The organism is Kribbella sp. CA-245084, assembly GCF_050942355.1.
Lineage (GTDB): Bacteria > Actinomycetota > Actinomycetes > Propionibacteriales > Kribbellaceae > Kribbella.
In genome coordinates, this window is the sequence record NZ_CP192053.1 from 1,777,215 (window position 1) to 1,789,085 (window position 11,871).

General features: G+C 68.6%; 12 protein-coding genes. 7 read left to right on the top strand and 5 right to left on the bottom strand.

Annotation, left to right across the window (positions count from 1 at the left end):
- Positions 1 to 12 precede the first annotated feature (12 nt).
- Genes ACQPYH_RS08740 through ACQPYH_RS08755 form a run of 4 tightly spaced genes read left to right on the top strand, consistent with a single transcriptional unit; the run spans position 13 to position 2,265 of the window.
- Positions 13 to 345 (top strand): ArsR/SmtB family transcription factor, encoded by a 333-nt coding sequence (locus tag ACQPYH_RS08740; RefSeq protein WP_432888856.1) that lies wholly within the window; start codon positions 13 to 15, stop codon positions 343 to 345.
- Positions 345 to 1,142: a VOC family protein gene (locus ACQPYH_RS08745; protein ID WP_432888858.1), complete on the top strand. Its 798-nt coding sequence runs from the start codon at positions 345 to 347 to the stop codon at positions 1,140 to 1,142. Before ACQPYH_RS08740 ends, ACQPYH_RS08745 begins: the two co-directional genes overlap by 1 nt.
- Complete coding sequence (locus tag ACQPYH_RS08750) at positions 1,139 to 1,567, top strand: hypothetical protein (RefSeq protein WP_432888860.1); 429 nt, start codon at positions 1,139 to 1,141, stop codon at positions 1,565 to 1,567. Before ACQPYH_RS08745 ends, ACQPYH_RS08750 begins: the two co-directional genes overlap by 4 nt.
- Entirely contained in the window at positions 1,564 to 2,265 is a 702-nt protein-coding gene (locus ACQPYH_RS08755) for a phosphotransferase (protein ID WP_432888862.1), read from the top strand. Before ACQPYH_RS08750 ends, ACQPYH_RS08755 begins: the two co-directional genes overlap by 4 nt.
- On the opposite strand, the gene ACQPYH_RS08760 is transcribed toward ACQPYH_RS08755, so the two are convergent.
- The 5 genes from ACQPYH_RS08760 to ACQPYH_RS08780 are packed head-to-tail and all read right to left on the bottom strand — an operon-like array spanning position 2,243 to position 7,281.
- The gene (locus ACQPYH_RS08760; protein WP_432888864.1) at positions 2,243 to 3,535 is read right to left on the bottom strand and encodes a DUF58 domain-containing protein; all 1,293 of its coding nucleotides are present in this window, start codon (positions 3,533 to 3,535) and stop codon (positions 2,243 to 2,245) included. The genes ACQPYH_RS08755 and ACQPYH_RS08760 overlap by 23 nt on opposite strands.
- The gene (locus tag ACQPYH_RS08765; RefSeq protein ID WP_432888866.1) at positions 3,535 to 4,506 is read right to left on the bottom strand and encodes an AAA family ATPase; all 972 of its coding nucleotides are present in this window, start codon (positions 4,504 to 4,506) and stop codon (positions 3,535 to 3,537) included. Before ACQPYH_RS08765 ends, ACQPYH_RS08760 begins: the two co-directional genes overlap by 1 nt.
- Complete coding sequence (locus ACQPYH_RS08770; protein WP_432888868.1) at positions 4,503 to 5,645, bottom strand: DUF4350 domain-containing protein; 1,143 nt, start codon at positions 5,643 to 5,645, stop codon at positions 4,503 to 4,505. Before ACQPYH_RS08770 ends, ACQPYH_RS08765 begins: the two co-directional genes overlap by 4 nt.
- Positions 5,642 to 6,274, bottom strand: coding sequence for a DUF4129 domain-containing protein (locus ACQPYH_RS08775; protein WP_432888870.1), 633 nt, complete (start codon positions 6,272 to 6,274; stop codon positions 5,642 to 5,644). The genes ACQPYH_RS08770 and ACQPYH_RS08775 overlap by 4 nt, the downstream gene beginning before the upstream one ends.
- Positions 6,271 to 7,281 (bottom strand): hypothetical protein, encoded by a 1,011-nt coding sequence (locus ACQPYH_RS08780; RefSeq protein WP_432888872.1) that lies wholly within the window; start codon positions 7,279 to 7,281, stop codon positions 6,271 to 6,273. Before ACQPYH_RS08780 ends, ACQPYH_RS08775 begins: the two co-directional genes overlap by 4 nt.
- 264 nt (positions 7,282 to 7,545) lie before the next feature.
- Between ACQPYH_RS08780 and mtrA the strand changes: the two genes are divergently transcribed.
- The 3 genes from mtrA to ACQPYH_RS08795 all read left to right on the top strand — a co-directional run bounded on the left by mtrA (position 7,546) and on the right by ACQPYH_RS08795 (position 11,809).
- Complete coding sequence (mtrA, locus tag ACQPYH_RS08785; protein ID WP_130445425.1) at positions 7,546 to 8,223, top strand: MtrAB system response regulator MtrA; 678 nt, start codon at positions 7,546 to 7,548, stop codon at positions 8,221 to 8,223.
- A gap of 149 nt (positions 8,224 to 8,372) precedes the next feature.
- Positions 8,373 to 10,040 (top strand): MtrAB system histidine kinase MtrB, encoded by a 1,668-nt coding sequence (gene mtrB, locus ACQPYH_RS08790; protein WP_432888874.1) that lies wholly within the window; start codon positions 8,373 to 8,375, stop codon positions 10,038 to 10,040.
- Positions 10,037 to 11,809: an LpqB family beta-propeller domain-containing protein gene (locus ACQPYH_RS08795; RefSeq protein WP_432888876.1), complete on the top strand. Its 1,773-nt coding sequence runs from the start codon at positions 10,037 to 10,039 to the stop codon at positions 11,807 to 11,809. Before mtrB ends, ACQPYH_RS08795 begins: the two co-directional genes overlap by 4 nt.
- The last annotated feature ends 62 nt before the right edge of the window (positions 11,810 to 11,871 follow it).

The window sequence follows — 11,871 nt, forward strand, 5'->3', positions numbered from 1 at the left end:
AACTATTGCGGGATGGTGGAAGATGCTGTGGATCGGTTTTTTGAGGTGTTGGCGGATCCGACGCGGCGGCAGGTGGTGCGGTTGTTGGGGGAGGGGCCGCGGCGGGCGGGGCAGTTGGCGGTGGCGACGGGGGCGTCCTCGCCGGCGATGAGTCGGCACCTGCGGATCCTGCTGGAGGCCGGTCTGGTGGCTGATGAGCGGGTGCCGGACGATGCCCGCGTTCGCGTCTTCCGGCTCAATCCCGAGCCCGTGGTCGCCGTGCAGGCCTGGCTGGATCAGGTCCAGGCGCACTGGCGAGACCAGTTGGGCTCGTTCAAACGCCACGTCGAGCAGAAGGAGTCCTGATGACCGAGCAGTCCGTCGAGGTCGCAGTCGAGGTACCTGTCGCGCCGCCGACCGCGTTCAAGATCTTCACCGAGGAGATCGACCTGTGGTGGGTCCGCGGGCCGATCAACTTCTGGGACTCGGCCCGCGCGATCGAAGTACGCATCGAGCCGGGCGTCGGCGGCCGGATCCTCGAGGTGTACGCCGATGATGCGCTGGAACGCGGCGTGATCACCGCCTGGGAGCCGGGCGAACGCCTGGAGTACCGCAGTTCGGTCGACGACACCGAAACCACGATCACGTTCGATCCGATCGACGGCGGTACGCGCGTCACCGTGGTCGAAGCGCTGGTCGACGGCGGCACCAGGGCCGACTACGCGTGGCAGAACGTCCTGTACTGGTTCCCGGCCTGGGTCACGCGTCGCGACACCGCACCGTCGACGCCCCGCGAGGTCGGACGGCTCGCAATCGCCTTGTACTACGAGGATCCCGCCGCCGCGGCACGCTGGCTGCACACGGTGTTCGGCCTGGAGACGTGGGATCGCATCCCCGAGGAAGGTCGTCAGCCGAGCTGGCTCGAGCTCCACGCCGGCGCCTCCTCGATCATCCTCCTCAAGCGAACCGAGCCGGGCACGCCGGCCGCGGACCACGCCGCCTGGGTGTACGTCGACGACCTCGACGCACACTTCATCCACAGCCAGGACAACGGCGCCAAGATCGTCCAGGAGATCCACCAGTACGGCTTCCGCTCGTACGAAGCCGAGGACCTCGAGGGCCATCGCTGGACCTTCCTCCAAGCGCGTCCGACGCAGTCATGACCGAAGCATCAGCCACCGCGTTCATCGAGGTCGACGTCGATCCGGCGACCGCGTTCAAGGTCTTCACCGAGGAGATCGACCTGTGGTGGGTCCGCGGTCCGATCAACTTCTTCGACGCAGCGCGCGCCACCGCGATGCAGATCGAGCCGGGCGTCGGCGGGCGGGTCCTCGAGGTGTACTCGCCGCCGGACGACGTACTCGAAATCGGCCGGATCACCGACTGGGAGCCCGGCGGGCTCTTCGCGTACCGCAGCTCGGTCGATGACACCGAGACCCGGATCGACTTCGCCGCGACCGGTGCGGGCTGCCGCGTCACCGTCGTACAGTCGCTGCTCCCTGGCGGCAAGCTGGCGTTCTACTTCTGGCGCAACGTCATCCACTGGATCCCCGAGTGGCTCGCCCAAGACCGCCCCGGCGTGTCATGACCGAGCAACCACTGACAGGCGGTCGCATGACGCCGGGCGTCGTACGCGTTGGCGACACCGTACGACGCCCCGCCGGTCCGCTGACCGCAGAGCTCCTGCACCTGCTGGAAGAACGAGGCTTCACGGCCGCCCCGAAGCACCTCGGCGTCGACGAGTCCGCCCGCGAAATCCTCACGTACCTGGACGGCTGGGTCCCGGTCCGCTTCCAACGCTGGTCCGACGACCAGGTCGCCGCCGCAGGCTCACTGTTGCGCGCCTTCCACGACGCCACCCGGAACAGCCGCCTGACAACCACCCACCCTGTCGTCTGCCACCACGACCCAGGCCCCAACAACTTCGTCTTCCAGAACGACCTCCCGGTCGCCCTCATCGACTTCGACTTCGCCGCTCCCGGCGACCCGCTGGAAGACCTCGGGTACGCCGCCTGGACCTGGTGCATAGCCTCCAAGCACGGTGACCCCATTCGCCAGGCTCACCAGGTCCGAGTCCTGGCCGACGCCTACGCCCTACCCGCCGCCGACCGTCCCGGCCTGATCCCCGCCACCCTCACCCGCCAACTCCAAAACGCCCAGTTCTGGACGCAAAACCCCTGCGACGCGGCCGCCGAACGCATCACCTGGTCCCACCGCGAACACAACTTCACAACAACCAACCGCGCCACCTTCGAGGCAGCCCTTACAGGCGTCCGGCCTTCTTGAGGGATAAGTAGGTGTCCGCGAGAGCGGGCGCGATGTGGTCCGGGTTTTCGTCGACCACTGTGACGCCGGCGCGGGTGAGGGTGGCGGTTAGGCGGTCTCGGTCGAGGCGTGTGCGGGCGGCGGAGGCTGCGGCGTAGACCTCGGGTAGGTCGGTGCGCGCGGCCTCGAGCTCGGTCAGCCGCGGGTCCGCCACCGACGCCAGGACCACCACGTGCCGCCGCAGGAGAGGGCCTATGACCGGCAGCAAGGACTCCTCGATCACAGCAGGATCCAGCCCGGTCAGCAACACCACCAGTGAGCGCTGACCCAAACGCTCCAGCACCTGCGACACCACAATCCGGAAGTCCGTCTGCACCAGCTCGGCCTCGACGTTCGCCAGCGCGTTCACGAACGACGGCAGCACATCCTGCGGCGCAGGACGCCGTACGTCGGCACGCACCGCGCTATCGCAAGCCAGCAACGAAACCCGGTCCCCGGCCCGAGTCGCCAACGCGGCCAGCAACAGCGCAGCGTCCATCGCATGGTCCAGCCGCGGCGCATCCCCGACCCGCCCCGCAGACAGCCGACCGGAGTCGATCACGATGACGACCTGCCGGTCCCGCTCAGGACGCCAGGTCCGCAGTACGACGTTCCCGCGCCGAGCCGTGGCCCGCCAGTCGATGCTCCGTACGTCGTCCCCGGGCACGTAGTCCCGCAGCGAATCGAACTCCGTCCCCTGCCCGCGCACCAACAAGGCAGTACGCCCGTCCAGCTCACGCAACCGCGCCAACCGCGAAGGCAGGTGCTTGCGGCTGTTGAACGGCGGCAAAGCACGCACCGTCCACGGCACTTCATGCGACCCCTGCCGCCCCGCAAACCCCAGCGGCCCGAACGCCCGCACGGTCACCCGCACCGCGTGCCGGTCGCCGCGCCGCGTCGGCACCAGATGCGTCACCAACCGCCGACGCTCGCCAGACGGCAGGTCCAGCTTGTGCGGTGGGTCCAGTACGCCGGCAGAAGGCGGCCAGGCGTCCCGCAACCACCCGCGCACCCGCCGACCCGGATTGGTCACCAGCAACTGCACAACAGCCTGCTCACCGAGCCGTACGGCGTTGTCCCCGTCGCGACTGAACTGGAGCCGCCGCGGCGACCCAGCCAGCAGCAGGTCAACCACGCACACGACAAGCACGACAGCGACGACCAGACCGACCCCAGCCCACGACGGCATCACCAGGGCAACAAAGACCACCCCAGCACCCGCCAGCAGAGCAGCCCGCCCGGTGAGCACCATCAGCGCGGGACTGGGACGGTCGCCAGCACGCTCTCCAGTACGGCGTCCGCGCTCACACCCTCGAGCTCGGCCTCCGGGCGTACCTGGACTCGATGCCGAAGGCAAGGACGCGCCATCGCCTTCACATCATCCGGAATCACGTAGTCCCGCCCGGACAGCCACGCCCACGCCCGCGACACCGCCAGCAACGCAGTAGCGCCACGCGGCGACACCCCGAGCTGCAGCGACGGAGACTGCCGCGTCGCCCGGCACAGGTCGACGACATAGGCCAGTACGTCGTCCCGCACCGCAACCCGCCGTACTGCGTTCTGCCCGGCCAGCAAATCCTCCGGTCCGGCAACAGGGCGTAGCCCAGCCCCCTCCAGGTCCCGCGGGTCGAACCCCTGCGCATGACGAGCGAGTACTGCGATCTCAGCGTCGCGCGGCGGGATATCCAGCGTCACCTTGAGCAGGAACCGGTCCAGCTGGGCCTCCGGCAATGGATAGGTGCCCTCGTACTCGATCGGGTTCTGCGTCGCGGCCACGACGAACGGAACCGGCAGTTTGCGCGGCTCGCCGTCCACAGTGACCTGCCGCTCTTCCATTGCCTCCAGCAACGCCGCCTGTGTCTTCGGCGGCGTCCGGTTGATCTCGTCCGCCAGCAGGATGTTCGTGAACACCGGCCCGGGGCGGAACTCGAACTCCGACGTCTTCGCGTCGTACACGAGCGACCCGGTGACATCACCCGGCATCAGGTCCGGGGTGAACTGCACGCGCTTGGTGTTCAGCCGCATCGCCATCGACAGCGCCCGCACCATCAGCGTCTTCGCCGTACCAGGCACGCCCTCCAGCAGCACGTGGCCGCGGCAGAGCAGGGCGAGCACCAGTGCGGTCACCGCAGTGTCCTGGCCGACCACCGCCTTGCCGATCTCGGTCCGCAGCGCGACCAGCGCCTGCCGGGCCTGTTCGGCGGTGACTTCGGTAGTCGTCACGGTTTCCGTACCTCCTGCGTCAGTACGTCGAGTTCATGGGACAAAGACATCAGAGCGGCGTCAGAGAGCGGCGGCAGGCCGTAGAGCAGTTCGTACAGCATGACGGGGTCCCGTCCGGTCCGTGCGGCGACGGTCGCGACCACCGCCGACGGATCGGCCAGCCGTGGGATGCCGTGCGCCTCGTGAAGCTGGCCGAGCGCTGACTCCCGCAATGCTGCCGCCGCGCGGTCCCGAGCCCGTGAGCGTCGGTAGAGCCGAGCCCGGCCCTCAGTCGTCTCCGCCGCGTGCACGATCACCGGCAACCGCTCAGCCACGACCGGACCGAGCCGCCGCCCACGCCAGATCGCCACGACCAGTACGGCGAACGCCAACGCCCACCCGATGTAGCGAACATCCGGCGGAATCAGCGGTGCACTGCCGGAGTCGCCCGTACCTGTGTCCGTCGACTCGAACTGCGGCAGGTACCAGGTCAGGTCCTGGTGCGTACCGATCAGGTTGAGCGCCAGTGCCGCGTTGCCGTCGTCGGCGAGCTGCGCGTTGGTGAACGACGTCGGCGTACCAACGACATCGACGATCCGGTCATCGACCTCCAACCGCACCACCGTGTTGTTGATGCCATCGCCGTAACAAGCGACAGCCGCTGGCGGCGCACTGTACGTCGGGCCGCTGACGGTGACCGTGCCTGCTCGAACGGCAGCCGGCAGGTCGCACTGTGCCTCCCGACTGCGTGACGACAGCACATCACCCGTCTGCTGCACACCAGGCGCCAGGATCTCCAGCGCCCGACTACCGGGCCGGATGAGCACCAGGTGGCTCCAGCGAGCCTGAGCGATCCGCTCCAGGTCAGGGCGACCGAGTGAGCCGGCCGGGCCGATGATGAGCGCCTTGCCCTCACCCGGCTGTACGGCGTCGTCCAGCGTCTCCGTGCTGTGTACGTCGACGCCGTGGTTCTCCAGCAACGCTGCCAGCGCACGTGCCCCGTCCGAGTCCGTGGAGTCCGGACTGAACGGCCCTGACGTCCGAGCCGAGGTAGCGATCAGGATGACGATCGCAGCGAGCACAATCAGTCCAGTGACGAGCAGCGGCGTCCGCAGTACCCGCCAGCTCTCACCAGCGCTCCGCCCGAGCGGCGTGCTCATACAGCCACCCGAGCAGTCCGCGCAGCGTCATCAGCAGCCACTACAGCGGCGTACCGCTGAGGTGTCCCCGGACGGTTGCCGTAGACAACCTCCGTGAACACCAGTGCGGCCGGCTGCAGCGGTTCACGCAGTACTGGAGCGATACGCGACGCATCGGCAACCACCTCGTACGCCGTACGTCCTGCCCGCTCGTCGAGCACGGTCCGCTCGGTCAGCTCCGCCACGCACGCCCGGAACCGGCTGCGGATCGCCAACGCGTAGTCGCCAGACGCAGCCTCCCGCTCCGCCAGTGCGCGGTACTCCGCCGCGCTAGCGGGCCGGGCCGTGTCGAAAACGGCCTGCGACTTCACTCTGCGGCTGGTCCGCAGTACTCCGGCTCGCCAGAGGACCACGAGCACCACCAGCACGAGCAGAGCGATCAGCATGGCCAGACCGGCGTGCCCGTTGGGAGATGAGCCGGTCAGGCTGTTCAAGAGGTCGCCGATCCAGTCCAGCACCTTGCCGATCGCCTTCTGGATCAGCGAACCGCCGGAGTCCCGGTACGTCGACTTGGACAGCTCCTCGGCGGCCTCTCGGGCGGCTCGCTCCCTGTCGATGTCGACGGGCGGCTCCTGCAAGAAGAGGATCACGCAGTCTCCTCGGAGCGCAGGGCCGGCCGCATCCACAGGTCGAGACCTTCCCGCCGTACCCGAAGGTCCAGGTAGATCAGGGCCTGTACGGCGGACATGAACGCCAGGCTCGCGATCAGAGTCATCAGCGTGAAGATCCCCACGGCCACGCTGACGACAACGGTCACCACCGTCGCGCCATTGCTGTCGGCCCACGAGCCGACCGTGAGAACCAGGGCAGTGATCCCGAACTGCAGCGCGTACCCGATGATCTGCACGACCAGCCCGCCGAACAGCAAGATCCCGAACACCCGCCAGAACTTGCCCTTCACCAGCCGCCAGGACCGCCGCAGCGCGCCCCAGACACCGACCCGGACGGGAATGTAGAGCCCGATGTCGGGCGCGTGCCGGCCCTCCATCAGTACGACGGTCCCGGCCAGCACCAGCCTGATCCCGAAGACCAGCACGAGTACGCCGCCGACCAGCATCATCACAACGGCCACCGCACCGGCCACGTCGGAGGAGATGGCTGCGTCCGCACCGGCACCGATCCCGAGTACTGCGAGCCCCCAGCCGCCGATCAGCAGCATGAAGGACAGCGACTGCATCAGACCGACAAGAGCCAGTGCGGGCAGCGCAGGTCGCACCAGCCGCAGTAGCTCACGCGGACCGACCCGGTGCGCCAGCTGGCTCCGCACCGCGGCCAGAGCGATGATTCCGGACAGCATGCTCGACACGACCGAGAACAGGACCACCTGTACGCCGTACGTGAGCAAGAGCGCCGCACCGGCCTGTCCGAACGGGTCGTCCGCGCCGAAGAACCCAGGGAGCCCACCCGGTACGGCGACCTCGGTCAGCACGGCCTGCACCGCGACCAGTGCGATACCGGCCAGCACCGGAAGGCCCAGCATGATCGTCTTGTTGTCGGAGATCGTCCGGGCGGCGTTGTCGAGCAGATCCGCCGGCAGCCACGGCCGCAGCGGCTCTGTGGCCACGTCGTCGTGCAGGTGCATGTTCTGGTCGGCCACTGCGTCCCTCCTCCCCGGCGAACCCGTCTGAACCCCGCTTGAACCCGTTTGAACCGCCATACCGCCCGGCACGTGAGTTGTGGTGAACCCCGGCCGTGCACCATGATCCCGGATGATCACAGCCCAACTCGGGGTCACACGGCGATCCGGCGTGTGCACTACCGGGGGAATGGGACACTATCCGTAGTGCGTACGGTCAGGGACCCGCCGGGCGCACACCGATCGGACGGCAAGGAGTAGGGCGTGGCAGACGGTAACCGGACGATGCGGGGCCGCATCCTCATCGTCGACGACGACACCGCGTTGTCGGAGATGCTCAGCATCGTGCTGCGCAACGAGGGCTACGACACCTATCTGGTCGCAACCGGTGACAAGGCGGTGCCGGCATTCCGGGAGTTCAAGCCCGATCTGCTGCTGCTCGACCTGATGCTGCCGGGGATGGACGGGATCGATGTCTGCCGGGCGATCCGGGCCGAGTCCGGCGTGCCGATCGTGATGCTGACCGCCAAGAGCGACACCGTGGACGTGGTGCTGGGCCTCGAGTCCGGCGCCGACGACTACGTCGTGAAGCCGTTCAAGCCGAAGGAGCTGGTGGCCCGGATCCGGGCCCGGCTGCGCCGGATGGACGAGCCCGGTCCGGAGTCGCTGACGATCGGCGACCTCACCATCGACGTGGCCGGCCACTCGGTGAAGCGGGCCGGCGAGACGATCCAGCTGACGCCGCTGGAGTTCGACCTGCTGGTCTGCCTGGCGTCGAAGCCCTGGCAGGTGTTCACCCGCGAGGTGCTGCTGGAGCAGGTCTGGGGCTACCGTCACGCGGCCGACACCCGGCTGGTGAACGTGCATGTCCAGCGGCTGCGCTCCAAGATCGAGAAGGACCCTGAGCACCCGGAGATCGTGGTCACGGTCCGCGGGGTCGGATACAAGGCGGGTGCGGACTGATCGAGTACGGACGCGGCCAAGAGTCGCAGGCTGCCACTGGTGACCCGGCTACCGACCCGGTAGCCGAGGACCACACCGGACAACACACCGGGCAGCAGGCCGGTCAACAGCAAGGGCAGTCGACGGCACCTCCGGAGCAGGAGGCGCCGGTGTCCCGCGGGACGGAGCTCGTGAACGTCACCGCGGCGGATTGGTCTGCCCAGCCGCAGCCGATCTGGCGGACGCATCCCAAGCACTGGCCGGACATCTGGCGCCGCTCGATCCAGGCCCGCATCGTCACCGGCACCCTGCTGATGTCGACGCTGGTCCTGATCCTGGTCGGCTGGGTGATGATGAGCCAGGTGACCGACGGCGTCCTCGAGTCACGTCGCACCAGCGCCCAGGCCGAAGTACGGGCGCAGCTGGCCCAGCTGTCGATCACGATCGACGCCGCGAACCGCAACACGATCAACCAGCAGCTGTCCGAGCTGGTCCTCGGCTCCAACCGCCCGGGTCTGTACGACGTACTGCTCGTCCCGACCGACCAGGCGGCGTCCAACGCGATCCGCTACACCGGTCTGGTCGACAGCGACTCGATCCCGGAGGCGCTGGCGTCCTCGGTGATGAGCGACGACTCCAAGCTGTGGGACACCTACACCGAGATCAACTACCGCGACGCCCCCGGCGTGCCGGGGCTGGTGATCGGTTCGCAGATCCGGATCAACTCCACCGGCGACCGGTACGCGATCTACTTCCTCTTCCCGCTCACCGCGCAGCAGGAGACGCTCGACGTCGTCCAGCGCGCCCTGGTGACCGCAGGTCTGCTGCTGATCGTTCTGCTCGGTGCTGTGGCCTGGCTGGTCACCCGACAGGTCGTGACGCCGGTCCGGATGGCACGGCGGATCGCTGAGCGGCTCGCCGCCGGCAAGCTCGAGGAGCGGATGCAGGTCCGGGGGACGGACGACCTGGCCCGCCTGGCGGTGTCGTTCAACAAGATGGCCTCCAACCTGCAGCGCCAGATCCGCCGGCTGGAGGAGCTGTCCCGCCTGCAGCGCCGGTTCGTCTCCGACGTCTCCCACGAGCTGCGTACGCCGCTGACCACCGTCCGCATGGCCGCGGACCTGCTGCACGAGACCCGCGATCAGTTCGACCCGATCAGCCGCCGCTCGGTGGAACTGCTGCAGAACGAGCTCAACAGGTTCGAAGAGCTGCTCGCCGACCTGCTGGAGATCAGCAGGTTCGACGCGGGCGCCGCAGCGCTCGACCTTGAGGACGTCGACCTGCGCGACATCGTCAGCCGGGTCCTGGAGAACCACGAGACTCTGCTGCACCGCAAGGGCTGCGAGGTCCAGCTGGACATGCCGGAGCCGTGCCGAGCCAAGGTGGACTCGCGCCGGATCGAGCGGATCCTGCGCAACCTCATCGGCAACGCCATCGAGCACAGCGAGGGCCTGCCGATCCGGATCAGCACGGCGTACGACGAGGACGCGGCCGCCGTGGCCGTCCGCGACCACGGGGTCGGGTTCCGCGCCGAGGAAGCGGAGATGGTGTTCAGCCGCTTCTGGCGGGCCGACCCAGCTCGTGCCCGGACCACCGGCGGCACCGGACTTGGCCTGTCGATCGCACTCGAGGACGCCCGGCTGCACGGCGGACGGCTGGACGCCTGGGGCTCGCCCGGCGACGGCGCGTACTTCCGGCTCACACTGCCGCGCCGGCCCGATACGGCGCTCACCGGTTCGCCGCTGCCGCCCCGGCCGCCCGACGCGACCCGCATCGTGACCGAGCTCGTCGATGTCGGAGCGCCGTACCAGAAGCTGAACGGCGGTGAGGACCGGTGAGGCGCAGGTTGCTCGTCGTCCTGCTGGCTGCCGTAGTGCTGCTCGCGGGCTGCGCCGCCGTACCGACCCAAGGCACCATCCGCAGCGGAGAGCGGCAGGGGCGCGCGCAGGACCTCGGGGGCGTCGGTGTCGAGGCGAAGCCGCCGCGGGCGAACGTCGGCGCGATGGCCATCGTCAGCGGGTTCCTGGAGGCCATGTCGGACTCGCAGGCCTTCGACGTGGCTCGGCAGTACATGACACCGGAAGCCGCGGCGAAGTGGCAGCCCGAAGCGCAGACCGTGGTGTACGACCAGAGTCCCGAGTCACTGACCCGCGTGGGCGACGACGTACAGCTGAGCGCCCTCAAGATCGCGACGATCGGCAAGCGCGGTGAGTGGATCCCGGCGGCCGCGACCGACCGGGCCGACTTCCTCTTCAAGCTGAAGAAGATCGACGGGCAGCTCCGCGTCGACTCGGTCCCGCCCGGTGCGTACCTCGGCAGCAACCAGGTCGACCTGAAGCTGGCTCCCCGCGACCTGTACTTCTTCAACCCGAGCCTCAAGATCCTGGTGCCCGACCCGGTCTACCTGCCGCAGAACCTCTCGCCCGGCCAAGGGGCGACCCAGCTGATCCAGGAGCTGTTGAAGGGTCCGACCAGCAGGCTCGGCAACGGTGTGGTCACTCTGGCTCCACCGGGCACCGAAGTGCAGGTTTCTGTGCCAGTGGACCTGGGCGTGGCCACTGTGGCGCTCAACGACGCCGCAGGTGCGTTGCGAGATCCGGACCGGCGGATGCTGGCCGCCCAGATCGTTTGGACCCTCAACCAGCTCAATCTCCGGGCCAAGATCACCGTCGGCGGCGCACCGCTGCTGCCGGACGACCCGGACGTGCTGCCGTTCGCCAACTTCAACCAGTACGACCCGCAGGTGTCGGCCGGGTCCCAGACCAAGCTGTACGGCCTGCAGCACCAGAAGGTGCAGCGCATCGTCGGCCTGGACGGGGCCTCGGAGATCGCCGCCCAGCCGCTCAACTCCAGTCCGCTGTGGGCGCACAAGGCCCAGTCGTTCGCGGTCAGCCTGCGCGGTGAGGCGGGGGCGATCGTCACCGCCGCCGGGAACGAGGTCCTGTACGGGCCGCTGGACACGACCGACAAGGACGCCGACTCCGTCGCGATCACGGTCGAGGGACAGACGCTGCAGCCCAGCTTCGACAACCAGGACAACCTGTGGATCCTGGACCGGGCCACCAACCCTCATCCGCGGCTGCGGGTCCGCGATCACGACGGCCACCTGGCCTCGGTCGCGGTCGACTTCAAGGGCGACACCCCGCTGGACCTGCGGATGGCGCCTGACGGCGTCCGCGTCCTGCTGGTGATGAAACCGAAGTCCGGCGGGCAGAACTACGTGCAGACCGGCACGATCCAGACCACCGGCAGCGGCAAGCAGCTGGTGCTCAGCCAGCTCCGCCAGCTGCGACTGGCCCTGAACAACATCACCGACGCGGCCTGGAACAAGCAGGGCATCGTGGTCATCGGGGCCAGCAACCAGACCACCAACTCGGCCCGGCAGGCCTGGCTGGTCAACACCGACGGCTCCAGCCTGCAGCTGCTTCCCGGTTCGACGCCGGACTTCAGGCCGCAGTACGTCGCCTCGAACCCGAACAAGGACACCCTGCCGGTGATCGAGGACGACGCCGGCCGGATCCACTGGCTCAGCCGGGACCTGGTCTGGGTCTCGCCGGACTCCGCCGGCCTCGGCTCGGCGGCGATCACCCCGACGTACCCCGGCTGACAGTTGTCCACAGGCCGGCGGCCGAGTGGTTGCGGTCGGCGGCCGGTTCGCGGATGGTGGTG

What these genes read in the sequence shown, in the direction of transcription:
- ACQPYH_RS08740 (WP_432888856.1), top strand. Translation starts at nt 13, where the DNA reads ATGGTGGAAGATGCTGTGGATCGGTTTTTTGAGGTGTTGGCGGATCCG.
- ACQPYH_RS08745 (WP_432888858.1), top strand. Translation starts at nt 345, where the DNA reads ATGACCGAGCAGTCCGTCGAGGTCGCAGTCGAGGTACCTGTCGCGCCG.
- ACQPYH_RS08750 (WP_432888860.1), top strand. Translation starts at nt 1,139, where the DNA reads ATGACCGAAGCATCAGCCACCGCGTTCATCGAGGTCGACGTCGATCCG.
- ACQPYH_RS08755 (WP_432888862.1), top strand. Translation starts at nt 1,564, where the DNA reads ATGACCGAGCAACCACTGACAGGCGGTCGCATGACGCCGGGCGTCGTA.
- ACQPYH_RS08760 (WP_432888864.1), bottom strand. Translation starts at nt 3,535, where the DNA reads ATGGTGCTCACCGGGCGGGCTGCTCTGCTGGCGGGTGCTGGGGTGGTC.
- ACQPYH_RS08770 (WP_432888868.1), bottom strand. Translation starts at nt 5,645, where the DNA reads ATGAGCACGCCGCTCGGGCGGAGCGCTGGTGAGAGCTGGCGGGTACTG.
- mtrA (WP_130445425.1), top strand. Translation starts at nt 7,546, where the DNA reads ATGCGGGGCCGCATCCTCATCGTCGACGACGACACCGCGTTGTCGGAG.